Here is a 23,838-nt window from a genome sequence, read left to right as displayed (position 1 = left end):
TAAAACTGAAGATTAATTGCCTGAATAATATCACAATAAGAAGGCCTTAAAAGCACTGCTTTTAAGGCCTGCAAAAATAGTCTTACACAACGCAGATTTTAATGCTTAGTGTGGGTGATCCACATGTTGTAATACTTCGCTAAAGCTATTAGCAATTGGGTTGATATTAACTGGGATATGTAGTTTTTTAGCAATTTCACGAGCTGAAATCAAACCACAAATTTCTTGTTTAGCACTGGTTACTAATAGGAACATCATACCTTGGTGCTCCATTGTTTGTAGAGCATCACCAATACATGCATAGCTGATGCTTTGCAGGCTTACTCCCGCTAAATTGCCAAGAGGAGTCATCACATCATGCAAGGTGATTTCGTCACGGTGTAAGTTCAAGCGCTGTGCAAGAATCATAATTTTTGAGCTTTGTAAGTCAGCGCTAGATGTAAGGCCAAGCAGTTTGTCCTCGCTATCTACAACTAAAATAAAATCTGAGCAACAGCTATTAGTTTGCTTTAACGCATCGACAATTGTGGTGCCGTAATGTGCACGTAAAGGGTCTTTTTTAGTAAAGCTATTAAGTACTTTTAAAGCTGGAGAAGTGAGATCTAGTGTTGGCTCAACTTCATTCACTGCATTAGATAATGCGCCATTAGAGATATCTTGAAGACGTAATTCTTTGAAATTATTCATTTTGGTCACCATACATTTTAATAAAACTGAAATTGAAAATTTAAGTTAATTAAAAGCAGGCGGCCCTCGCTGGTGCGCGCTATAAACAGACACCTTATTAGAAGAGTGAACATACGAAACCATACGTGCATCTGGCAGTGGTTGGGCTACATTAGCGACGAACGCAGGAGTATGCTTATCGAGGTCGGTATCTAAGTTGGCAGGCTCTGCACTATCGCACGCAATAAAGTGAGCGGTTGGCGTAACACTGTCTGAATGGCTTTCTATATCACTGGCGTAAGATATCAAACTCACACTTATTAATAGTGCGAATACAATGGCATTACTCATGATGCGTTGTATTGCGTTTGACATACTTACTACCTTCTAAAACTCAAGTAATGATTTATCTTGAGTACCTTTAGTTATAGATCACATTTTCAGACTAAACAATCAATAATTAACGCTTTCTGAATTTTCTGGGAAAAATTATTTCGCATCAGGATAAGTTATCTCGTTGATATACCATTCTTTTGCGCCTTCAGGCGTCATCACCGAAAAATCATCATCAACCTGTTTACCAAGTAGCGCTCGAGCCATAGGTGCATCAATAGAAATGTAATCTTTGCGCTCGTAAATTTCGTCGGGACCGACAATGCGGAAACGCTTTGTATCGCCTTGTTCATTCTCAATTTCGACCCAAGCGCCAAAAAACACTTTACCCGCTTGCTGCGGGTTATAGTCAACGATTTTAAGATCTGGCATACGTTTACGAAGATAGCGTACACGGCGATCTATCTGTCGTAAAACACGTTTATTAAACTGATAATCTGCGTTTTCAGAGCGGTCGCCTAAGCTTGCTGCCCAAGTAACAATTTTAGTAATTTCAGGGCGCTTTTCATGCCATAAGTAATCATGTTCTTGTTGTAATTGCTGATACCCCTCTCGGGTTATTAAATTTGTCTTTGCCATTTTTATTTAGCCTAAAAAGAAAACCAGCCGCAAAGTATAAACTTTGTCGAGTCAGATTTTGAAATGTTCAGTAACAATCTAAGCGCGTAATTCGATTTTTATTCTTAACTTTTTCATTTATATTAATAAGTAACATATTACAAAAAGAATGAAAGTTATGGGACACGAAACGACAAAAGTATTGGTTGTTGATGACGATATGCGCTTACGCAGTTTGCTAGAGCGTTACCTTGTAGAACAAGGCTTTATTGTTCGCACAGCAGCAAATTCAGAGCAGATGGATCGCTTGCTGGAGCGTGAAAATTTCCACTTGATTGTATTAGATTTAATGTTACCAGGTGAAGATGGGTTATCAATTTGCCGTCGTTTACGTCAAAAAGAAAATGACATTCCAATTGTAATGCTTACAGCCAAAGGCGATGAAGTTGACCGCATAATCGGTTTAGAGCTAGGTGCTGATGATTACATTCCTAAACCATTCAACCCGCGTGAACTGTTAGCGCGCATTAAAGCAATTTTACGTCGTCGTGCTAAAGAAGTGCCGGGGGCTCCAGCTGCTGAAGAAAACGAAATTAGCTTTGGCGACTTCACGCTAAACCTTGCGACCCGCGAAATGAGCCATGGTGACAAAACAATGTCGTTAACCAGTGGTGAGTTTGCAGTATTAAAAGCGTTGGTAACTCATCCTCGTGAACCGCTTAGTCGCGATAAACTGATGAACTTAGCGCGTGGTCGTGATTATAGTGCGCTTGAGCGCAGTATCGATGTTCAGGTTTCACGCTTACGCCGTATGATTGAAGTCGATGCGGCTAATCCGCGTTATATACAAACAGTATGGGGCTTAGGCTACGTATTTGTGCCAGACGGTGAAAAATAATAGTAATGGGCATGTTTCCACGTAGTGCGTTTGGACAAACAGTATTTTTGGTTGCGGCCTTGCTGTTAATCAATCAAATTGTCTCTTATATCACGGTCAGTTTTTATGTTGTTAAACCAACTATAGAACAAGTAAACCTGATCCTATCTAAACAGGTGAAAACCGTGTTTATTGAATGGGAAGAGGGGGTTGAGGTAAGTAAGGAAGCCTCTGACAAGTTTTTTGAGATCACTGGCATTGAAGTCATGACCCAGCGCCAAGCAATGAGTGAAGGCTTGGCTGAAACTCGTGAATACTCGATGCTATCGCGAAGCATGTCGAAAGAGCTTAACGGCTCTGCACGGGTGCGTATTAGCCAAACAGATCCTCTTGTTTATTGGGTTGAAGCACCGCAAGCACCAGGCTACTGGGTGCGTGTGCCGCTCACTGGATTGCAAGAAAACAACCTAAAGTTCTTAACCTTTTATCTATCAAGTATTGGTTTTTTAAGTGTTCTCGGTGGCTGGTTGTTTGCCCGCCATCTAAATAGACCTTTAAAAGCGTTGCAACAAGCGGCTGTTAAAGTGGGAGTAGGCGACTTTTCTACCAAATTAGAAGAGCAAGGTTCTACTGAAGTCATTGAAGTAACCCGTGCATTTAACCAAATGTCACGGGGTATTGCTGCGCTTGAGAATGACCGTCGATTATTAATGGCAGGCGTTTCTCATGATTTGCGTACGCCGCTTACACGGATTCGTTTAGCGACTGAAATGATGTCGGATGATGAAGATTACCTTCGAGAAGGGATCATTCATGATATTGAAGATATGAACGCCATTATCGACCAATTCATTGAATATTTACGTCACCACAAGCGCGAAGAACTTGAGCTAGAAGACTTAAATGCGATCGTTTCTGAAGTCGTTGAGGCTGAGCAAAAACATCACCGTACTATTACCTTTAAAGAGAATCCAAGCTTAAGCGAAGTGCCAGTAAGTATGGTGGCGATAAAGCGTGTTGTTACTAATATGATTGAAAATGCAATTCGCTATTCAGATGGTGATATAGAGGTCGAAACCCGCGTGAGCAGTAATAAAAAGTTTGCCATGGTAGTAGTTAATGATCACGGCCCGGGGATCCCCGAAAGTGAACTTGAAACTGTATTTGAACCGTTTAAACAAGGTGATGCCGCTCGCGGTAGTGAAGGCAGTGGCTTAGGTCTTGCGATAATTAAACGTATTGTCGATATGCACGGCGGCCGAGTACAACTACTTAACCGCCCAGAAGGTGGTCTCAGCGCCCAGATTTATTTGCCGTTTTAAAAGTATTAAGCTGTAAGCCTTGAAAGGTGCTGAAGCAATGATGAAATTTAAAGGAAGTAACAAGATAACTATTAAGATAGTTAGCCAGTTTAAAGCCATTTGAATGAGAACAGCTGGTTCATAAAGTGCAAAATGCATGAAATCGGCAATTAAAATTTTATTTTCATAAATTTAGTAGTTACAGAAATTTCCAAGTGAACATAGCCATTACTTGTGCTCTCATTTATCAAAGCAAACAAAAAGCGCGGCATCAAATGCCGCGCTCTTTTAATTTAAAGCTTAAAACTTACAGCTTTTAGCTTAGATTATTATTGCTTACCGTCAGGATTGTGGTTGTCCATAAATTTGTTCTGCGCGGTTGAATAAAACCCACGACGTTAAAATATACTTATCATTTGAAATAGGCTTATTACCACGGTGAGTGTGGGTAAAGTAGCCCGGTGCTACGACCATAGAGCCCTGTTTGGGTGATATTTTTCGTTGTTGATAGTAAAATTCAGTTTCCCCACCTTCCTCTACATCATTTAAATAAAACATAAATAACAGCACGCGATGTAGGGCCTCGTTATGGCCAGCTTGCGGGTATACCTCGCTATGCCAATAAGGGTAGCCACCTTTATTGATATCGTATTTTTGTGCTTGAATTGGACCCATGCGGAAAATTTGCTGCACTAATAGTGGCAACTGTGGTTTACCGACTTCTTCAAAATTGTCTTGTGTTAGGTCAACAGGTTTGCCCGTTTGCGGATGGTAAACCTTTAAACCAAAGGCACCAATCATCATAAAAATATGCTCTTCAAGGTATTTGAAGACGTAACCCGCGGTCGTTTGTTGAATATGCTTTAGTTGCTCAGCGTATTCAGGGTGGTTATTAAGGTATAAATCGCGACTGTCTTTTTTCGCTAGATCGACACCACCTGAGGTAATGCCTTGTTTTAAATGCGGGCTTTGTTCAAATACCGTGATAAAGTTGTCGCAAAATTCTTTGCTGAGGGCGTTTTCGTATACGCGAATAAAGTCCGTCATGAGCTACCTTTAGTTTATATTTTTTATAGGGTTACTATGTTTACTGAAACTATCACACCACGCTTTAGCGAAACAGATGTGCTAGGGCACATCAACAATACCGTACTCCCTGTATGGTTTGAAGCCGCCCGAGCGCCTATTTTCAGGTTTTTTACGCCCGATTTAAACCCTTATGAGTGGAAACTGATCATTGCCAAGGTTGAAGTAAGCTTTGTGGGTGAGTTGTTTTATGGTCACGATGTTACAGTGAAAACCAGTGTTGAGCATGTCGGTTCTAGTTCATTTGTACTTCGCCAAGAAGCTTGGCAGCAAGATAATTGCTGTGCAGTTGGTAAAACGGTATTAGTTCGTTATGACTTTGCAAATAAATGCTCGAAAAAACTTGATGAGCAAGAAAGAGCTGCCCTTACAGCGCATTTAATCGCTGAGAAATAAACCATTTTTTGCCGACATTTATGAGTGCTTGGGGTAAAATGCGCCTTCATTATTTTGACTGAGTAATTTTGGGTTACACGCAATGCTGTTAATGATCGATAATCTGCATGAGTATCTAGCGTGGTGTATAAACGTCCAGTAGTTACAAGTCATTTAGTTGATTACAAAACGTTTTTTTCCTGTAGCGTTTATTGCGTTCTAGCACCATCTTGATAAATTGCGGGTATGAATGCGGGTATGAATGCGGGTATGAATGCGGGTATGATTCTGGCCATACCCGTACTATCTTTAGTTACTGAGTGCATAGTGTTGAGTATATGATGCTCTGGTATTTATCCAGTTGGTGATATCCTGCTCCTTCCACCCCACAGCCCTTTGTCCAAGCTTGATGTTGAGCGGAAATTCTCCAGTCTTCATGAGTGCATAAATTGAGCTTCGACTGAAACCAGTTAACTCAATAACTTGGGGTAAACGTAAAATTCGATTATCCATGACTAACTCCTAATGTTTAATTCAGGAGTATTATGAAGTGTGAGGAGAACCAGTGCAGGTCAGCAAGATGCAAAAATTCATCACTTAATCAATCGACCTCCAGTGCCTTAGATTCGATTTCATCCAAATAATCCGCCCACCATTGCATCATCTCTCTGCGCTTAGATAGATGCTGAGCATGGTTATAAGCTTTTACTACAGAATTTCGTTCGGCATGCGCGAGTTGCCTCTCAATAATTTCGTGTTGCCATTCGTGCTCATGAAGCACTGTTGATGCCGTACCCCTGAATCCATGCGAAGTAATACGGGCTTTATAGCCCATGTACTCTATGGCTCTATTTATCGTGGTGTTGCTCATCGCCGTATTTGCAGTAGAGCGATTTGGAAAAATAAAACCAAATGGCCCTGTAAAAGTTTTAAGCTCTCTTAAAAGTTGCATGGCTTGTTTGGATAATGGTACGACATGAGGCTCCCGCATTTTCATACGTTCGCCAGGAATTCGCCATATCGCATTTTCTAGATCAAACTCATCCCAAATTGCAAGACGTAGCTCGCCGTTTCGAACAAAGGTAAGCAGTAGTAACCTCAATGCAATTATGGTTTGTCGCATTCCTCGTTCTTCATAGGCGTTTAACGCTCTCATAAAACCGCTTAGTTCTGGGCCTTCTAAATGAGGATGATGCCTGACTCTCGGTCTTGTAATAGCTCCTTGAATGGGGGCTGCCGGATCGTATTCAGCCCTTAATGTTACTACTGCATACCGGAAAATTGCTCCGCACCATTGCTTTACAAGCAATGCAATTGAAGGTGATCCTTTCTTACCTTTTCTTTTATCAACACCTTGTTTCTCTATTTTTTGGACAATTACCAAAATATGGGCTGATTCAACAGACTTGATTGGCAGCTTGCCAATTGACGGAAACACATAACGCCGTAAATTGATTTCAATCTGGCGCTTGTAGTTTTCGGACCACTTGGACTTATTCTTTTCTATCCACTCATGAGCCAACGCTTGAAAGGTATTAACGCTTTCCCATTCGTTTTTAACCTTTCGAGACTGTCTGATTGTCGTTGGATGTTTACCTTCTTTTACTAGTTCAGTCGCCTCTTGGCGCTTAATTCTGGCTTCACTAAGGCTAATTGTAGGATAATCACCAATTGTAAAAACTGTTTCTTTCCCAGCAATGCGATACCGGTAACGCCATTTTTTTGCTCCTGATGGTTTAACTTCTAAATACAGACCTGCGCCATCGGTTAATTTTTGTATTTTTTCGGTAGGTTTGATATTTCTGCATTTTGCATCTGACAACTTCATAAATACCCCCCTAATTAGTCAAACCGAAGTTTTGATTTTAATGATTGTTTACGTGATTCTGCTTTGGGTTCTGGCGCTGTACTCACAGAAGTAATTTCAACTTCTGGAGCATGGCCATCCACCGGTGCAGATGACGTGGATAGATTGGGTTGGCTCATGTGAATTAAGCCAAAGGTGGCCAGCATCCGCAGGCGCTCAGCGCGTTCCCGTGGCGGCGTCTTTTCTAATTCTTTGAGCAGTTCAGGGTGGCTCCCTGGGGGAATGTTGACGACGACTCTCATGATCACGCCCCATAAAACCAGAAGCCTCGGACATTCGCCAAAACCGGCTGTTCCGGCACGATAATCTTGCTTCGTGAAAAAATCTCCTTGGCCGCTTCCTTATAAGCCAAGGCTCCACCTCCGGCGATCAATACCAAGTCCGCATTAATGCTTTCGTCACGCATGGATTGGCGCATGGCTGTAAGAGCGACAGGCGCTACCTTTTTCATGGCAGCATTCAGATAAGGTGAAATATCGACTTTTTCTCCAAATAGCAGCACCTGCAAGTCGCCGGTTCTCATGGCTTTTTCAAGTCGATCCATACCCACTTTGGCACCATGATCTTCCGAAATCAGCTTATCAATCGTTTCCAGTAGTACGGACATTGCCTGAAGACTGGTTCCTGATGAGCTGTAGCGAATTTCTCCGGCCTCAAGGGCAACCCAGTCAACAGAAAAGAAGCCGGGATCGATGACGACGACGCGACCTTCTTCAATCAAGCCCAAATCACCACCTGTTTGAACCAGATCCATGTAGGCACCGGCAGGCTGCGGCAGCACTTTGACGTCATGAACAGTGATGCTGCGCTTAGGTGTCACTTGATGGACACCTTTTAAACGCTGCACAAGGTCAGACTTACGTTGTGGTTCATGAAACTGGGAAACCGGTAATCCAGTGACAACCAAATCGATGGAGTCAGTTTCAGCCATTAACAAGGCGGCATGAAAAAGCGCCTTATAGGTCTTTGTGGTGGGATACTCCGGGTGAAGCTCTCGCTCCCAGCCTTGAAGGCGTCCAGCAGGCACTCCAGCGGCCCAACGCTCATTATCGACAGACACATACAAACAAGTTTCATCATCGCCTCCACCGATACGCTCCGGCATACGATCCGCAGGACCGGCACCCGCAGGCAGAATAATGGTTTTCGGTTCACTGCCTGATTGGCCAATTGCCAGCTTCAGGTTTGAGTAACCGATATCTACGCCTAGTACAAACATACTTATCTCCTGTGCACTCAAAGTGCTCTAACGGTTTTCAACTAACCGCGCTGTTCACGCTTGGGCATGTCCAAGTGCTCTGGCGGTTCACTCAAATGTCATTATCAGGATTCGGTGTACTGGCGGTGGGCAGAAAGGTGACAAATCCTTTCATCTATCTGCCTATTGCATTTTCGCAAAAGTATGAGAATAGGCTCTGTTTGGCGGCGGATGACTGAGCCAAAAAAATCGAGACGCCAAACGTCGTTTGCATTCTGGCCTGAACTTGCCAAACGGTTTGTATTTTCATGGCAATACGTCTTTTTAGGCGTTTTTAAGTAAAATCGGCCTGTATCCCTTGTCAGGTATGGGATTGCGCGAGTTGATTTATATCGAGACGCCAAACAGTGATTGTTACGGCAGTTTTACGTTTGGCGTTTCGATCCAAAAGCCAAACGGATAGTGGTTTTGGCTTTTGGGGTTAATTGGATGGGGAAATTGGTTTGGTAGAAATCGTCAATGAACAATGGAAAGCAGAGGTATCAGATTTACTTCAGCAAGAAACGGACAGGCTAAAAGCACTGGCACGAGCTGAAGTTGATGACTTTTGGGTTACCCATTACAAGGTTCGCGAGAATGCGCCCTTTAAAGACTGGGGGCTGCTTGGTGTCCGTATCAGAGACTTTAAGTATGGCTTTGGCATAGAGTGGTATATCAACAGCTTTCACGGTCAACGAGGCAAGCGTGTAGTCTTTAGTAAAGGGCTGCGTATTTCAAAGACGAAGCTGAGATACGCATTTTTGGACTGCCAAGGTTTGGCCAAAGAATGGGAGCTAGCGCTGGCCATGGAGAAAGAAGAATTCTTCAGTGATATTCGACGCCAGGTTGATAAGCTCAACATGCTGCGTCGCAGAGTGAATGTCTATTGAGTTAACTGCGCTACTTCACTCGCGGCAACTGGTCCCAGCGTGTTGTGTAGGCGGGAGACAAATGCTCTCGCTTCATCGACCAATCTTTCTTCGTACCTTGTCCAGCAAAGAAAACCTTTCCGGCACCACTTTGGTTAATGGTGTCCAATACAGACATTAACTGTTGGCTATTAGAGCGGGTCGATACGTCATCGAATAGTCCTGGTTGAAACATGCCTGGATCGTAAAAGTCAGACAGCATGACGCCCGCTTTGGCATAACGAAAACCATCCTTCCATATCCGCTTGAGTAAGTGATTGGCCAGTTCGATAAAATCTCGTGTATCGTAACTGGGGATCAGCAACTCGCCCGATGCAGAGTTGCTGTATTGCGGTTCGTTGTCCTTAAAGGGGCTGGTACGTATGAACACGGTCAGCACTTTGGCTTGCTGCTGTTCTTTGCGAAGCTTCTCAGTGGCGCGGGTAGCGTATTCGCATACAGCTTCACGTAACAATTCAAAGTGCGTTACTTTTACGCCAAATGAACGGCTACAGACGATTTGTTTCTTAGTTGGCGGGATCTCTTCAAGCTCAATGCACGACTCGCCATTGAGCTCTCTGACGGTTCTCTCTAAAACCACCGAAAACTGGTCTCTGATGGCTCTAGGAGAGGCATTGGCTAGGTCTAAGGCTGTGGTGATACCCAACGCATTTAAACGCTTAGAAAGCCGTCTACCAACTCCCCAAACATCATCAACCGGAACTAATGCGAGTAATCGACGTTGCCGATCTGGATTGGTCAGGTCTACAACGCCCTGAGTGGCTGGATACTTTTTGGCGGCATGGTTTGCCAGTTTGGCGAGTGTTTTAGTCGGTGCAATGCCTACACAGACGGTGATCCCAATCCAGTTACCTATCCGCTCTCGCACTTGTTGTCCGAACTCGACAAGGGATATGGCAGACTCAATACCGGTTAAGTCCAAAAACGCTTCGTCAATGGAGTAAACCTCTACTCGTGGCGCCATCTCTTCCAAAGTGCGCATCACTCGACTGCTTAAATCTGCATACAGCGCATAGTTGGACGAAAAAGCCAAAATGCCATGACGCTGTATTTCAGCTTTGATCTGAAAGGCGGGTACGCCCATTTTAATACCGAGTGACTTGGCTTCACGCGAGCGTGCAACCACACAGCCGTCATTGTTGGACAGCACCACAACTGGCGTATCTTTTAAATCAGGACGAAACAGCTTCTCACAACTGGCGTAAAAATTGTTGCAGTCCACCAAGGCAAATACAGGCATGGGATAGTCACGACTTGCGGCGCATGTTTCGCACTACATTGGTGACCACACCAAATATCTCTAACTCAGTCCCTTCAGGAATATGGATAGGTTCATATGCTAGGTTTCTTGGGAGCAGCTTGACGCTCGGCCTCAGTTGAAGCTCCTTTACCGTGAGTTCACCATGGATACCCGCGATGACAATGTCACCGTGTTCTGCTTGGACAGAGCGATCAACCACCAAAATATCATCTGGGTGAATCCCGGCATCAATCATTGAATCACCTTCAACACGTACAAAGAACGTTGCAGCCGGTCGCTTGATGCACAGCTCGTTGAGGTCGAGCGTTTGCTCAACATAATCCTGCGCTGGTGAGGGAAAACCAGCAGAAACACGTTCCATGAACAATGGAATACGAAGGCGCTTGGCTTTGATGAAGGCAAGTGCGCCGCTACGGCCTATCAGCGAGACACTCATGACGAACCTCGAAAAAATAGAATTAACACTGTTTGTTTATACAGTATCTAATGCTATGCTGATTTCTACAAGTAAAATTGTAGGTAAAACGTAGTTGTTCGAGTAAGACGTTGTGTCGTGGGTGATTTCTTTTTTGTGTTGAAAAGCTTGATGTGGGGGATCGCTCGCCCTAGTCAAAGCCTGCAAGGCTTGGACAATACTGCTTCTGCCTACTGCTCTTGTTTCTGTTACTGATCCTGTTACTGCTACTGGTTAACGCATGGGTCGAGTAACCGTCAGATAAGGCTTGTTGAACCCTTCGCAAAGGGTTTCAAAACAGTTAGTAAAATTCTGCTTCGTATTGAATTTACAGGCTTAAAGCGAAGTCAGAAGCATCATTAAAATGCTCAGTCGAACTCGGTTCAAGCCTTTTGCAACCGTTTGAAAAGGGGTTGACTAAGCCATACGTTAAGGGTATCGGTAAGGGTTACCTAAAGGGTTTAGCTAAGACTTTGACTTTCTGAAAGGCTTAGCCAAAGCCTTCATACATGGGCTCACCCAGTAGAAAGATTAAAAAAACGCTGAGGTATCCAAGGTGCATTTTGTACAACCTGTGGCACAGTGAAATCACCTAAAGCGAACAATAGAATTGAAGAGGAACCATCAATGACAAGAGCCCCTGCGCTATTTCCGCTAGAGCGCCTCGCGGATATCCCTGACAGACCAGAAGATTTTAGATTGCTGGAGCGTATTCCATTAACGCGTGAGCCGCAGTCCTGGCCACTTGAACTCTCTCCTGTGGTCGGTGATGAACAGCCAATGGTGCTGCTCGATACAGAGACAACCGGACTGTCTGCCGATGACGAGTCCATTATTGAGCTTGGTATGGTTAAGGTGCTTTACAGCCCCTCGGCTAAGCGGATTGTGTCGATTGTTGATGTGATCAGCTTGTATGAAGATCCCGGCAAGCCAATCCCCGAGCTGATTACCGAGTTAACCGGTATCACCGATGATATGGTGCAAGGCCAGCACATTGATGATTCACTGGTAGCGAGTTGGTTATCCGATGATCCGCTGGTGGTTGCACACAATGCACAGTTTGATCGTCCTTTCTTTGAAAAGCGGTTTGCTGCATTAGGACATCTGTCTTGGGCCTGTTCAGCCAGTGGCATAGATTGGAAGGCGCTGGGTTTTGAAAGTCGAAAACTTGAGTACCTGCTGCTTCGCTTAGGTTGGTTCTATGAAGGACACCGAGCTGCAACCGATTGTTTGGCGATGGCCTGGTTGTTCCATTTGTTGTCCGAGTCCGTTGCAAACTTATTGTCAGAAGCAGACAGGCGTACTGTGCTAGTTCGTGCGTTTGGTGCGTCGTTTGATGTAAAGGACTATCTAAAAGAGCGTGGTTACCGCTGGCATGACGGTGTTAAAGGTGCCAACAAGCATTGGTGGCGCGAAATCAGCGAAGACGAGCTGCCGCAGGAACAAACTTACCTGGATGATTTGTACCATCGTGGCTCAGAACATGCTCACTATGACTACAAAGATGCCCGCAATCGATTTAAAGCTTTGTCATAGCCTCTTGCATATTTGAAAACCTCTGGAAAATGGAAAGTGAACTCATGGTTTAACCAACAAGAGGAATCTTTCCATGTACCAAGACACCTACATTGAATACTGGGGCGAAATCCTCGTCTCTGCCCGCATCATTGAATTTGGCATCACATTCGAGCGCTTTCTTAAAGATCCATGGAAGCACTTGATGTCCTTTGGCCAAGAGTCTGCTCCAGACGCGATTGCTGAATTCACGGCTAAATAATAGTGGGGTCACTATCATAGAGAACATTGACGACCGTCTAGATGTCAATGTTCTGTGTTTTGGTGAAGAGTTTGTTGGTTTCTTATTTGATCATGTAAAAGGCTTAAAGGAAAAGCTTCATAATCGTGTTGAAAGAATAGAATATTTTGATAAATATATTGTGAGCCCAATTAGTGCCCATCTAATAGTCAGTTTAATGGCAAGTTTAAAGCGTGCGATAGGTTATTTTACTGCTGAAATCATGACTGCACAGCCGAAGCAGGATCATAGAGGGCGCAGTCCATATTGCGTTGCTGACAATTTTTACGATGATGGATCTCTAGCTGATTTTATTAACACTTTAGGAAGACAGCTGAACTTGGAGGTTTATAGTGAGGTTTGTGAACCACGAAATATGCCACATGGCAGGTCTCTAGTTATTCATCTGTCGGACACTTCAATCGTAAAAATAATCTTAGATCAGGGCATGGGTTATTGGACGAGTCGAAGGGCATATTCACGTGAGCGTTTCGATTTTTCTGATGTGAACTATGAAGCGACAGAAGCCTGCAAATGGAACTTTACTGTAAAATCAGCTGATCATGACAGTTATATAGTAGTTCAGCGATAGGTGTTAGTTCGTTGTAGCTCAATTGGTGGGTGGTTCAGGTAAAATGAGGGTGTACTAAAAGATATAGTTTATTTGAGTCTAATCAACCGACAACACCAGATTGAACCTTCACACTATCGTGTCGGAGGTTCACTATGTTCAAAAACCTATTTTTTCAAACCAAAGCACTACCAGAGCTGTCATCGCAACCGGACACGGACATTCCACGCTATCCGCCATTCCTGAAGGGGTTGCCAGCTGCATCACCCGAGGATTTGCAGTCCACACAAGACGAGCTAATTGCCAAACTTCGCCAGGTACTTGGCTTCAACCAGCGTGATTTTCAACGGTTGATTCAGCCCTGCATTGATCATCTGGCTGCGTATGTCCACTTGCTGCCAGCTTCTGAGCATCATCATCACAGTGGTGCTGGCGGTCTATTTCGTCATTCGTTGGAAGTTGCTTTCTGGGCGGCACAAGCAGCTGAAGGGATCATCTTTGTTGCCAGTGGCACCCCGGTTGAAAAAAAAGAACTGGAACCAAGGTGGCGTGTTGCGGCGGCATTAGGCGGTTTGTTCCATGATATTGGTAAACCCGTTTCAGACCTGTCCATCACAGACGAAGATGGACGCTATCAGTGGAACCCTTTTTTAGAAACATTATCTCAGTGGACCACTAATAATAGCATTGAACGTTATTTTATTCGCTGGCGCGACGGACGGTGCAAGCGGCACGAGCAATTCTCAATTCTGGTGTTAAACCGGGTGATGACACCTGAGTTGCTCGCCTGGTTAACTCAACCTGGCCCTGAAATTTTGCAAGCCATGCTAGAAGCGATTGGCAATACCGATCCCGAGCATGTCCTGTCTAAATTGGTCATTGAAGCCGACCAAACCAGTGTCCAGCGAGACCTTAAAGCTCAACGAATTTCCGTTGACGACAACGCGCTTGGTGTCCCAGTAGAGCGCTATCTACTTGATGCCATGAGGCGATTAGTTGCCAGTTCGCAATGGCTGGTCAATCAGCGAGACGCCAGAGTTTGGGTACGAAAATCAAATCAATCAACCTATCTTTACCTGGTCTGGAAAAGCGCGGCTAAGGACATCATTGAGTTATTGGCCAAAGACAAGATACCTGGCATCCCAAGAGATCCCGATACCCTTGCTGACATCCTCATTGAGCGAGGATTGGCCACGAAATCCGCCTCAAATGAGCGATATGAAAGCCTTGCCCCTGAAGTGCTGATCAAAGACGACAAGCCAATCTGGCTACCCATGCTGCATATATCTGAGGTCGATTTATTGTTCAGCTCGAATGTACCAAGTAGCGTGAGACTGTTCAGCAAACCTGAGTGGGAAGCAACACAGCAAACACAAGCAGAGCCTCAGAGTCGTTCCAGTGAGCATTCAGACTTGCCTGAAGAGTCATCATCAATCGATCACAGCAATTCAACTGAGTCACCATCGACAAAATCGTCCGAACAAGATGATGAACTTCGTCATGCCAGTGACGTTAATCACCTTCAGGCAAATGAAAATGTTCCGGGTGATGGATATGAAAAGCCTAACAATTTAAATGATGGCGCTATCTCAAATAACGTAATCCAGCACGTTGCAGAGGCATTGAATCTACCTGAATCTTTGGCGTGGCTCCCAGAAGCCAGCAGTGCGCTGGTTGTGGTTGGTGAACAGATACTGATCCGCTATCCCGATGCCGTAAGGCCTTGGTGTGCTCCTCGAAAACTGCTTGCTGAACTCAGTCAATTAGATTGGCTTGAATTAGATCCCGCAAACCCAACACGTAAGGCCAGAACTGTGACCTCGAATAATGGCGTTCAGGAGCAAGGGTTACTGCTGAAGGTATCGATTTCAAAAGTACTAACTGCACTGATAGACCTCTCCAAACAAGATGCAGAACCGGCGGCAGCTATTCAGAACGAAGAGACTTCACTGCGTCCGAGTCGAATTAATACAAGCAATGCTCAAGCAAAAGAGCCCGCCACAACAGCGGAGCGTAAGCAAAAGCCGATTGCGGCCAATGCGAACTTAAGTACAGACCCTAAACACGCGCAGCGCCAACAGATGGTTAATTTTGTGAAAGATTTGCCCATCTTACTGACCGATGGCGATTACCCAGACGTGGATCATAGTGTCGATGGTGTTCGCGTCACGATTCAAACCTTACGCCAAGTCGCCAATGAGCATGGCATTCCAGCCGGACAGCTGCTTCGGGGGATCTCGGCCAGTGACCAATGCCAGTTTGATGAGGGGGAAACGGTTCTGTTTACCGCTCACGCTAAACGTTAATCCATTTGAAGTTAATCGGATTGTAAACGGTTATTTTGCGGAGCATGAATGAAAGAAAACGCATACGAAATGCCCTGGCGTACGAACTATGAGGCCATGGCAGCAGCAGGTTGGCTAGTTGGGGCCACTGGGGCAATTGCCGCAGAAGTGCTGACTGAGCTACCACCTGAGCCATTTTGGTGGATGACAGGGATTTCCTCGGGCATGGCGTTGTACCGCCTGCCTGAGGCTTACCGTCTTCATAAGTTACAGAAGGGACTAAAAGGCAAACCTTTGGCTTTTATGGCGCTGTCGCATTTGCAAAAGGTGATGGCAAAACATCCAGATGAATTGTGGTTAGGGTATGGCTTTGAGTGGGACCAACGTCATGCTCAACGCGCTTATGAAATCTTAAAGCGGGATAAGCAAACCTTGCTTAACCAAGGTCATGGCAAGCAAATGGGTTCGACCTGGATTCATGGTGTTGAGCCCAAAGAAGAAGATGTGTACCAGCCAGTTGGTCACACAGAAGGCCATACCTTAATTGTCGGTACGACCGGTGCCGGAAAAACCCGATGCTTTGATGCGATGATCACCCAGGCCATTTTGCGCAATGAAGCCGTGATTATTATTGACCCCAAGGGAGACAAGGAACTTAAGGATAATGCGCAGCGAGCCTGTATTGCCGCCGGTAGTCCTGAGCGCTTTGTGTATTTTCATCCGGGTTTTCCTGAGCATTCAGTACGTCTTAATCCCCTGAGGAACTTTAACCGGGGCACTGAAATTGCCAGTCGTATTGCGGCATTAATCCCATCCGAAACCGGTGCTGATCCATTTAAAGCATTTGGCCAAATGGCACTGAATAACATCGTGCAAGGTTTGTTGCTTACTTCACAGCGTCCTGATCTGAAAACACTGAGACGATTCTTGGAAGGTGGCCCAGAAGGCTTAGTAGTAAAAGCCGTCACAGCCTGGGGGGAGCAGGTGTATCCGAACTTTAGTGTGGAGATTAAGCGCTTTACCGAAAAGGCCAATACCTTGGCTAAACAAGCTATGGCGATGCTGCTTTTTTACTACGAACGCATTCAGCCCGTTGCCGCCAATACTGATTTGGAAGGCCTTTTGAGCATGTTTGAACATGATAGAACCCACTATTCCAAGATGGTGGCCTCACTGATGCCGGTGCTCAATATGCTCACATCAAGTGAACTAGGCCCATTGCTATCACCGATTGCAAATGATGTAGATGACAGCCGGTTAATTACGGATTCTGGCCGTATTATCAACAATGCCCAAGTGGCCTATATCGGGTTGGATTCATTAACCGACGCCATGGTTGGCAGCGCCATTGGTTCGTTGCTTTTATCCGATCTCACGGCTGTGGCCGGTGACCGCTATAACTATGGTGTTGAAAATCGCCCCGTAAATATCTTCATCGATGAGGCGGCTGAAGTCGTCAACGATCCCTTCATTCAACTGCTCAACAAAGGCCGTGGCGCAAAAATGCGTTGTGTGATTGCTACTCAGACTTTTGCTGACTTTGCCGCTCGTACAGGCAGTGAAGCTAAAGCTCGCCAGGTGTTAGGTAATATCAACAACTTGATATCCCTTCGGGTGATGGATGCCGAAACGCAGCAATACATTACCGACAATCTGCCTAAAACTCGGTTGCAGTACATCATGCAAACTCAAGGTATGTCGTCCAACTCGGACAGCCCCGCGTTGTTTACCGGCAATCATGGCGAACGCTTGATGGAGGAAGAAGGCGATATGCTTCCACCGCAGTTATTAGGCCAGCTTCCCAACCTGGAGTACATCGCCAAGCTTTCAGGTGGCCGCGTGATCAAAGGCCGCATTCCTATTTTAACCAGCTCTACACAGGCAGCATAAGGAGTCTGTATGCATCATTCTGTCTGTCTGAAAATGACAACACTTACCAGTAAAGAAATGCTCGCTCAGTGGCAGCAACATAACCCTCAGTTCAAGGAAGCTTTAAGACTGCTTGAAACCGATTGGCCTCACGCTTTGGCTTCAGTGCACTGTTTGGCGGACTATTTAACGGATGCGCTCACGTTAGATGGCCATTCCATCTTTGATTTGTGTCTGTGTAATGGCTTGGGCAGTTATGAAGAAGTCAGTTGTGATGATGACAGTGTGCGCCTGTGGCATTTCATTGAGGCACTGACTTGGACTGCCGCCAGTGCTTTAACGGGGATTCGCCTGCGTGATCCTGACCATTTCGAGTGGGCCGCTGTGGATGGTGTCTTTTTCCACACCTGGATGCGTAATCGTCCGAATCGGATGGCGTATTTAGCTGAAGGACGCATCGATGTGCGTTATGAAAGTGGTCATACGACGACAAAGCGGCTTCAACAAGTGATTAAAGCCCGGATTATGACGCCAACCGTTGCAGCCATGCTGGCGCGAGTAGAAGAGGATGTTTGGCATGAGCAAGCATAAGTCGGTTTGGCTGCTGTGTCTGGCACTGATGCTAGAGATTATTGCCATTGGCGTGTTAGTGCCCGGTGATTGGACTGGCCGGGTTATTAGTAAAGAGAAGCAGATGATCCAAAATCAATTGGGCGCACAAACAAGCTATTGGATTGGTCAAACTAGCCATGGCTGGTATCAGTCATGGATTGTGGATACGCAGATGGAGAAATCTGTGCGAGATTTTCTAATCCCCACTGAAGAACAGCGACTTCGTTCTAAAGGGATGGAGAACATGGGAGGCTTTTGGTTTGTCTGGGTAGAAGACCGTATTCAGGCATTTTTTGATGTGTTGTACCAGGTGTTCACTCGATTTGCTTTGCTGATGGTCTGGTTGCCCTTTGCGCTTATTCTCATGTTACCGGCGCTGTGGGACGGCTTGATGACCTGGAAAATTAAGAAGACAACCTTTGATTTTTCGAGCCCTATCATTCACCGCTACAGCATGATTATCCTGGGCTCAGGCGTCATTTTGCTGTTTATGGGATTGTTCGCCCCGCTGGCTATTCCACCGGTGGTGTTACCGTCGCTGATCATCGGCTTGGCATTAATGGCGGGATTGGCGTTAAGTCACTTGCAGAAGAAGATATGAGGCCAGTGTTAATGACTGCCAAGACAGGTGATAACATCGAAAGATGATATGAATACCTGCATTATTCGCATCATTATTGGATGTGATTGTTGGTTTTATTCGAATCGTGCTATGATTTGAATGTGCTGTTATTTAAATCAAAAGGTGACAAGATGTGGATCTGGCAACAAGCTGACTGGCCAAACTTTATCTGGGATGAAAAGGTTATTGACCCCAAGTTACGAGACATTCGCTTTCACCAAGGGGTGTTGGTGGGCAAGATGTCGAGCCAACCTAAAGACCAAAAGCAAAGTATGTTAGACACGCTATTGGCGAACATTACTCATTCGAGTGCCATTGAAGGTGAGAAGCTCAACGCTTTTTCTGTTCGCTCGTCGTTGGCTAATAAACTTGGTCTTTCTGAAGAAAAACCATTTCCAACCACTGAACGCACTGATGGCCTTGCAGAAATAATGTTAGATGCGGTGGAGAATTTAGACTCGCCGCTCTCACTTGAGAGAATATTACAATGGCATAAACGACTGTTTCCTGAGGGCTACACCTTGTTCAACCCTGTTATAGGAGGGCAGTTACGCGGCGAAGAGCCTATGCAGGTTGTATCAGGTAGGATTGATAAACCCACGGTGCATTTTGAAGCGCCGAGCCGAGATGTACTTGAGTCCGAACTAGACGTGTTTATTCGCTGGTTTAATGACTCTCGTGAGGACCCAACTTTAGATCCATTACTTAGAGCTGCGATAACACATCTCTGGTTTGTGACGCTCCATCCTTTGGATGACGGCAATGGCAGGATCACCCGCTTACTCACTGATTTGGCGCTGGCCCAGGCTGAGCGCCAATCTGTCCGATTCTATGCAATGTCAGTGGCGATTCTAGCCAACCGTAAAAGCTACTACGAAATATTAGAGCAATCCCAGAAAGGTGAACTTGATATTACCGCTTGGCTTATGTGGTTTTTAAACACCTTAGGTGAAACCTTCACCAATGTGCTCGAAGAAATCGATCAAACGGTTTTTAAAACAAACTTCTGGCGAAATGTCGATCAAACGCGACTGTCCTCAGAGCAAGTAAAAGTGCTCAATCGAATGCTTGGTGGAGATTTTGACCAAGGCATTAATACGTCGCAATACCATAAAGTGGCAAAAGTGAGTAAGCCAACCGCTTCTCGTCATTTAGCGGTGTTGGTCGAGATTGGTTGCTTGGTAAAAAGTGAAGCGGGAGGGAGGAGCACACGTTATAAGCTCGCACACTTGAGTTAAAAATACGAACATTGAGAGAATACGCCAATAGAACTAGCGACAGTTTTCAACTAGCTTAAGGTTTGTGTGTTCGAGCGATTTTACGTGTAAGTTTCCGTTCGATTAGAGCAAATTCGCGACTTAGTTTATGAAATTCTCTTGCAACACTAGGGCTTTTGAGTGCTTTTTCTTTCAATGTTTTTAGAGACATCAATTTTATCCCTACGCTAGTTCATAAGACTGGACTTGCAGCGTTGTCTTTTGATTTCTGAGAGCTGATAAATCATAAGCATTTTGCAGGCGCAACCAGTGGTCAGCAGAGGGTTTAGCAAAAGCCAGCTCCAAGCGTACAGCCATTTCCGAAGTTATTGCACCTCGTCCGTTCAATACCTTGGATAGGGTTTTACGGCTTACATTCAAGTGTTCTGCAACATCGGTAATCGTCAACTCCAACGGCTCGATGACCATCTCTTTTAATATCTCACCAGGGTGAGCAGGGTTATGCATAGTCATTGGTTATAAAACTCGTAGTTAACAATTTCTGCATCTCGTCCATTGAATCTGAATGTAACGTGCGAATTACCATGAGCTAATTGTAACCCTTAAGGTTGCGATATCAATCTGATTGTAAGTACAGAATCACTAAGCCACCTCAAAACCTTCAAGAATTCGGCATCTAGCTGACCACTGAAGCTGCCAATCCCAAGGCATTCTTCACTTCTCAAATTAAACAACGAGGAGTGACTATGGAACCTGTAAATATTCCATCCTATATCGACGACCCGCCGCACTTCCTGCTTTGGAGTGCCGATGAGATGGCTCCCATTCTGTTGGGGCTAGTGATCGGCATTTTTACCGGTAATGCCTTGGTTTTATGCCTGTTGGGGTTGGTGACAACCAAGCTCTATCGGCGTTTTCGTGATGGTCGCCCAGATGGTTTTATTCTTCACGCCATTTACTGGGTCGGACTGTTGCCAACCAAAGCCAAGACGATCCCTAACCCATTTATCAGGAGCTATCTGCCGTGAAGTTCGACGTGTTTTTAAAATCATGGCAAGGCACGCAATTAGAGAACCGATGGCAACGGTTCCTGATTGCGGTGCTGGTGCTATCTAATTTGCTGCTTGCGGTAGCGGCATTTTCTCGCAATACCGTGGTAGCTATTCAACCGCCAACCTTATCTGAAACGGCTGAAGTGTCACGAAACCAAGCTACTCAACATTACCTGGAATCCTGGGGGCTATACCTGGCTGAGCTTATGGGCAACGTGACGCCGGGTAATGTGTCTTTCATCCGGGTTGCCATTGAGCCGCTACTTTCTCCAGCGGTGTACCAGCAAGTGGTCGATGCACTGGAGATTCAGGCAAGACAAATCCGTGAAGACCGAGTCACGCTCAAATTCCAACCCAGACAAGTGGAATACGAGTATGAAACCGGCCATGTCTTTGTGACCGGTTATTCCTTGGTCTCTGGACCATCTGGCGATGAGCAGCGCCAAACTCGCACCTATGAGTTTGACATCGATATTGAGCAATACCGTCCAAAACTTAGCTGGATGGATACGTATGAGGGGCAAGCTAGAACGAAGCGCGTTCGTGAAAAGTTGACCCAAGAGCAAAACCGGAGGGTGAATGATGCGAACCAAAATTAGTCGATGGATGACACCAAGCTTAATTGCAATCAGCTTGAGTGGCGTCCTGTTATCTCAAGCGTCGTATGCAGACGTGGAATTGCCAATTGTGCCAGCCAGTGTGATGAAGCAGTCTGCTACTGCAAATCCACCGGTTCAAAGCAATACGGTTTCAACGGATGCGCCAACAACGCTACTGATGACACCGGGAGTTAATGAACTGATCCCTGTGGCACTTGGCCATCTGAATCGGATTGTGACGCCGTTTGAATCGCCTCAGGTGAGAACAACCAGTGATGCTCAGACGCAAATCAAGGGGAATGTTGTATATGTGGCCACGGACAAAGAATCACCGGTTTCACTTTACATCACTCCGCCTGGTCAGGAAGCGCCCGCATTATCTGTCACATTAGTACCTCGTCGTATTCCACCGCGTGAAATCACCTTAGCTATTGATGGTCAGCAGTGGCCTATTAAGGGCGTCGTTAACCGAAAAGCCGCCACTTGGGAAACGGCTCAGCCATACGTCGATAGCTTACGTGATTTACTCAGACGCCTTGCACTAAATGAGTTGCCACAAGGCTATGACATCCGTTTAGCTGGCCAAACTGACACAAGCCCGAAATGTTTTCAGCCAGGTTTAAAGTTTGGTTTTAAGCAGGGGCAAATTGTGACGGGACATTACTTCACCGTCTACGTAGGTCTGGTTGAAAGCTTTGCCGATGAGCCGATAGAAGCCAGTGAAATAGCCTGTCATGCACCGGATATAGTGGCAAGCGCCTACTGGCCTCGCAATATCTTGTTGCCGGGTGAAAAGACTGAGTTGTATGTGGTTGTTCGCAATCATCGTGAAGAAGCGGTGGAAAGTCAGCGACCTTCGCTTCTTGTGGGAGGTGAATAACGATGAAAGCACTATGGGAACAAATGAGCCCGAACATGAAGCGTGGCCTATCGGTTGCTGGTATTGCTGGTGGTCTCATTCTTATGGTGATGGTGTTTTCACCTAATCCTGACGATGGCTCAAGTAGTCGGAACAGACAGGAAACGATCCGGCACATTCTTACGGATACCAATACTCGTGATGTTGGGGTCGATAGTTTGGCTGCGAACGTAAAACTACTCAGTGAGCGCAATGAACAGTTACGTCGTGAAGTTGAGCGCTTGCGTCGTGACGTCGATTCAGGACGGCTAAGCTCAGGTTCGCCTTCTATACCAAGTGAGGTCAATGCGGAGTTGGCTCGCCTTAGAGCGGAACTTGATGATGTTCGCGCAGGAGGTGATGCAGCAGTTGAAGGCACAAATAGCCGTTTTGAAGTGCCTTTATCTGCCATGGAATTACCCAAAGACGAAAAGCCTCTGCCGTCTAACCCAGACGACTATTTTGCCAATGCGCCGCTGCCTGATCCGCTCTATCAGCAGCCAGCCAATGGCCAAGGTACACGAGCACGAGATGTTCCATTGCCGCCAATCACGATTCGTATGATTGGGCCTGAAGTGGTTGTCGAGCCAGACGTTGTAGTGCAAGAAGCGCCGCCTTTGTATTTACCGGCGGGCAGCATCATCTCAGGTACTTTGATCACAGGTTTGGATGCACCTACTCACGAGTCTGCAAGACGTGAACCTTTTCCTGCATTGCTGAGGATTCAAAAGGAAGCCATTTTACCCAACCGATTTAGAGCGGATATCAAAGAGTGTTTCTTGATCGCCGCAGGTTACGGTGATTTGAGCTCTGAGCGTGCCTATTTGCGAGGCGAGACCATTTCATGTGTGAGAGAAGATGGTGGCGTCATTGAAACGCGACTGGATTCTTATGCCGTGGGTGAAGACGGCAAAGCCGGTATTCGTGGCCGATTAGTGTCGAAACAAGGCCAGCTGGTGGCCAAATCAATGATGGCTGGATTCCTTCAGGGCTTGGCTGGCGCATTTGATGTAAATCCTGTTCCGACGATTCAGACGGGTAATGCCGGTGATACTCAGCTGTACCAGCAAGTCATGAGCCAAGAAGCATTGCAAGGCGCTGCGATTAAAGGCACAGGTAAAGCATTGGATCGCGTGGCCAAGTTCTATTTGGACATGGCTGAAAATATGTTCCCAGTCATAGAGGTAGACGCTGCAAGGAAGATTGAAGTCATAGTCACTCGTGGGGCCTCGTTATCGTTGGCCACTTCGCAAGGGGGAGGTGCAAGAAGATGAAAAAATCCTGCATGTTGCTAACCGATCGAAGTCCGTTTCA

At 45.7% G+C, this 23,838-nt stretch carries 27 protein-coding genes; 16 read left to right on the top strand and 11 right to left on the bottom strand.

Going from position 1 to position 23,838, the window contains the following annotated elements; genetic code table 11:
- Window positions 1-105: 105 nt before the first annotated feature.
- From J8Z25_RS15780 to greB, 3 genes are all read right to left on the bottom strand, one after another.
- Window positions 106-687, bottom strand: a complete 582-nt coding sequence (locus J8Z25_RS15780; protein ID WP_130050340.1) for a CBS domain-containing protein — start codon at window positions 685-687, stop codon at window positions 106-108.
- A 45-nt stretch (window positions 688-732) separates the two neighbouring features.
- Entirely contained in the window at window positions 733-1,041 is a 309-nt protein-coding gene (locus tag J8Z25_RS15775; RefSeq protein ID WP_130050341.1) for a hypothetical protein, read from the bottom strand.
- Between the two features lie 114 nt (window positions 1,042-1,155).
- Window positions 1,156-1,638 (bottom strand): transcription elongation factor GreB, encoded by a 483-nt coding sequence (gene greB, locus J8Z25_RS15770; RefSeq protein ID WP_130050342.1) that lies wholly within the window; start codon window positions 1,636-1,638, stop codon window positions 1,156-1,158.
- Window positions 1,639-1,795: 157 nt separating this feature from the next.
- On the opposite strand from greB, the gene ompR reads away from it, so the two are divergent.
- Together ompR and envZ are read left to right on the top strand one after the other, a co-directional pair.
- A complete protein-coding gene (ompR, locus tag J8Z25_RS15765; protein WP_130050343.1) occupies window positions 1,796-2,515 on the top strand; it encodes an osmolarity response regulator transcription factor OmpR in 720 nt (239 codons plus the stop codon).
- Between the two features lie 5 nt (window positions 2,516-2,520).
- Window positions 2,521-3,816, top strand: a complete 1,296-nt coding sequence (gene envZ / locus J8Z25_RS15760; RefSeq protein ID WP_054562852.1) for a two-component system sensor histidine kinase EnvZ — start codon at window positions 2,521-2,523, stop codon at window positions 3,814-3,816.
- Window positions 3,817-4,137: 321 nt separating this feature from the next.
- Here the strand turns inward: envZ and J8Z25_RS15755 are convergent, their stop codons facing one another.
- The gene (locus J8Z25_RS15755; protein ID WP_054563475.1) at window positions 4,138-4,842 is read right to left on the bottom strand and encodes a 2OG-Fe(II) oxygenase; all 705 of its coding nucleotides are present in this window, start codon (window positions 4,840-4,842) and stop codon (window positions 4,138-4,140) included.
- Between the two features lie 36 nt (window positions 4,843-4,878).
- Between J8Z25_RS15755 and J8Z25_RS15750 the strand changes: the two genes are divergently transcribed.
- Window positions 4,879-5,277: an acyl-CoA thioesterase gene (locus tag J8Z25_RS15750; RefSeq protein ID WP_130050344.1), complete on the top strand. Its 399-nt coding sequence runs from the start codon at window positions 4,879-4,881 to the stop codon at window positions 5,275-5,277.
- 288 nt (window positions 5,278-5,565) lie between these two features.
- Here J8Z25_RS15750 and J8Z25_RS15745 read toward each other — a convergent pair whose 3' ends face one another.
- From J8Z25_RS15745 to J8Z25_RS15730, 4 genes are all read right to left on the bottom strand, one after another.
- Window positions 5,566-5,769: a helix-turn-helix transcriptional regulator gene (locus J8Z25_RS15745; RefSeq protein ID WP_217875245.1), complete on the bottom strand. Its 204-nt coding sequence runs from the start codon at window positions 5,767-5,769 to the stop codon at window positions 5,566-5,568.
- An 88-nt stretch (window positions 5,770-5,857) separates the two neighbouring features.
- Entirely contained in the window at window positions 5,858-7,084 is a 1,227-nt protein-coding gene (locus tag J8Z25_RS15740; RefSeq protein WP_250661403.1) for a tyrosine-type recombinase/integrase, read from the bottom strand.
- Window positions 7,085-7,098: 14 nt separating this feature from the next.
- The gene (locus J8Z25_RS15735; protein ID WP_064663272.1) at window positions 7,099-7,365 is read right to left on the bottom strand and encodes a hypothetical protein; all 267 of its coding nucleotides are present in this window, start codon (window positions 7,363-7,365) and stop codon (window positions 7,099-7,101) included.
- A 2-nt stretch (window positions 7,366-7,367) separates the two neighbouring features.
- Window positions 7,368-8,342: a ParM/StbA family protein gene (locus tag J8Z25_RS15730; protein WP_217875243.1), complete on the bottom strand. Its 975-nt coding sequence runs from the start codon at window positions 8,340-8,342 to the stop codon at window positions 7,368-7,370.
- A gap of 482 nt (window positions 8,343-8,824) precedes the next feature.
- On the opposite strand from J8Z25_RS15730, the gene mobI reads away from it, so the two are divergent.
- Entirely contained in the window at window positions 8,825-9,250 is a 426-nt protein-coding gene (mobI, locus tag J8Z25_RS15725) for a conjugative transfer protein MobI(A/C) (protein ID WP_440590086.1), read from the top strand.
- A 10-nt stretch (window positions 9,251-9,260) separates the two neighbouring features.
- Here mobI and umuC read toward each other — a convergent pair whose 3' ends face one another.
- Window positions 9,261-10,529 carry a translesion error-prone DNA polymerase V subunit UmuC gene (umuC, locus tag J8Z25_RS15720; protein WP_217875241.1) on the bottom strand — a complete coding sequence of 423 codons (1,269 nt, stop codon included), beginning with the start codon at window positions 10,527-10,529 and terminating at the stop codon, window positions 9,261-9,263.
- A 7-nt stretch (window positions 10,530-10,536) separates the two neighbouring features.
- Window positions 10,537-10,986, bottom strand: a complete 450-nt coding sequence (gene umuD / locus J8Z25_RS15715) for a translesion error-prone DNA polymerase V autoproteolytic subunit (protein WP_250661402.1) — start codon at window positions 10,984-10,986, stop codon at window positions 10,537-10,539.
- A 645-nt stretch (window positions 10,987-11,631) separates the two neighbouring features.
- Between umuD and J8Z25_RS15710 the strand changes: the two genes are divergently transcribed.
- The 8 genes from J8Z25_RS15710 (at window position 11,632) to J8Z25_RS15675 (ending at window position 19,996) form a co-directional block, all read left to right on the top strand.
- Window positions 11,632-12,540: a 3'-5' exonuclease gene (locus J8Z25_RS15710; RefSeq protein WP_250659728.1), complete on the top strand. Its 909-nt coding sequence runs from the start codon at window positions 11,632-11,634 to the stop codon at window positions 12,538-12,540.
- A 73-nt stretch (window positions 12,541-12,613) separates the two neighbouring features.
- The gene (locus tag J8Z25_RS15705; protein WP_250662052.1) at window positions 12,614-12,781 is read left to right on the top strand and encodes a hypothetical protein; all 168 of its coding nucleotides are present in this window, start codon (window positions 12,614-12,616) and stop codon (window positions 12,779-12,781) included.
- Entirely contained in the window at window positions 12,759-13,391 is a 633-nt protein-coding gene (locus tag J8Z25_RS15700) for a hypothetical protein (RefSeq protein WP_250661401.1), read from the top strand. Before J8Z25_RS15705 ends, J8Z25_RS15700 begins: the two co-directional genes overlap by 23 nt.
- 134 nt (window positions 13,392-13,525) lie before the next feature.
- Window positions 13,526-15,676 (top strand): MobH family relaxase, encoded by a 2,151-nt coding sequence (gene mobH, locus J8Z25_RS15695; RefSeq protein WP_250661400.1) that lies wholly within the window; start codon window positions 13,526-13,528, stop codon window positions 15,674-15,676.
- Between the two features lie 48 nt (window positions 15,677-15,724).
- On the top strand, window positions 15,725-17,545 hold the full coding sequence (gene traD, locus J8Z25_RS15690) for a conjugative transfer system coupling protein TraD (protein WP_250661399.1): 1,821 nt from the start codon (window positions 15,725-15,727) through the stop codon (window positions 17,543-17,545).
- Between the two features lie 9 nt (window positions 17,546-17,554).
- Window positions 17,555-18,115, top strand: a complete 561-nt coding sequence (locus J8Z25_RS15685) for a conjugative transfer protein (protein WP_153644082.1) — start codon at window positions 17,555-17,557, stop codon at window positions 18,113-18,115.
- A complete protein-coding gene (locus J8Z25_RS15680; RefSeq protein WP_250661398.1) occupies window positions 18,102-18,737 on the top strand; it encodes an IncC plasmid conjugative DNA transfer DtrJ family protein in 636 nt (211 codons plus the stop codon). Before J8Z25_RS15685 ends, J8Z25_RS15680 begins: the two co-directional genes overlap by 14 nt.
- Window positions 18,738-18,889: 152 nt before the next feature.
- Window positions 18,890-19,996, top strand: coding sequence for a Fic family protein (locus tag J8Z25_RS15675; protein WP_250661397.1), 1,107 nt, complete (start codon window positions 18,890-18,892; stop codon window positions 19,994-19,996).
- A 201-nt stretch (window positions 19,997-20,197) separates the two neighbouring features.
- On the opposite strand, the gene J8Z25_RS15670 is transcribed toward J8Z25_RS15675, so the two are convergent.
- Window positions 20,198-20,482, bottom strand: a complete 285-nt coding sequence (locus tag J8Z25_RS15670; RefSeq protein WP_350338346.1) for a HigA family addiction module antitoxin — start codon at window positions 20,480-20,482, stop codon at window positions 20,198-20,200.
- A 239-nt stretch (window positions 20,483-20,721) separates the two neighbouring features.
- On the opposite strand from J8Z25_RS15670, the gene traL reads away from it, so the two are divergent.
- Genes traL through J8Z25_RS15650 form a run of 4 tightly spaced genes read left to right on the top strand, consistent with a single transcriptional unit; the run spans window position 20,722 to window position 23,798 of the window.
- On the top strand, window positions 20,722-21,003 hold the full coding sequence (gene traL, locus J8Z25_RS15665; RefSeq protein WP_040132784.1) for a type IV conjugative transfer system protein TraL: 282 nt from the start codon (window positions 20,722-20,724) through the stop codon (window positions 21,001-21,003).
- A complete protein-coding gene (locus J8Z25_RS15660; RefSeq protein ID WP_217875232.1) occupies window positions 21,000-21,626 on the top strand; it encodes a TraE/TraK family type IV conjugative transfer system protein in 627 nt (208 codons plus the stop codon). The genes traL and J8Z25_RS15660 overlap by 4 nt, the downstream gene beginning before the upstream one ends.
- Window positions 21,610-22,506, top strand: coding sequence for a TraK domain-containing protein (locus J8Z25_RS15655; protein WP_250662045.1), 897 nt, complete (start codon window positions 21,610-21,612; stop codon window positions 22,504-22,506). Before J8Z25_RS15660 ends, J8Z25_RS15655 begins: the two co-directional genes overlap by 17 nt.
- A 2-nt stretch (window positions 22,507-22,508) precedes the next feature.
- Window positions 22,509-23,798, top strand: a complete 1,290-nt coding sequence (locus tag J8Z25_RS15650; RefSeq protein ID WP_250661396.1) for a TraB/VirB10 family protein — start codon at window positions 22,509-22,511, stop codon at window positions 23,796-23,798.
- Window positions 23,799-23,838: the final 40 nt, after the last annotated feature.

The organism is Pseudoalteromonas sp. SCSIO 43101 (assembly GCF_023650775.1).
Classification (GTDB): Bacteria; Pseudomonadota; Gammaproteobacteria; order Enterobacterales; family Alteromonadaceae; genus Pseudoalteromonas; species Pseudoalteromonas apostichopi.
Note: the sequence above shows the minus strand (reverse complement) of the source record. Positions and strands in the feature narration are given on the sequence as shown.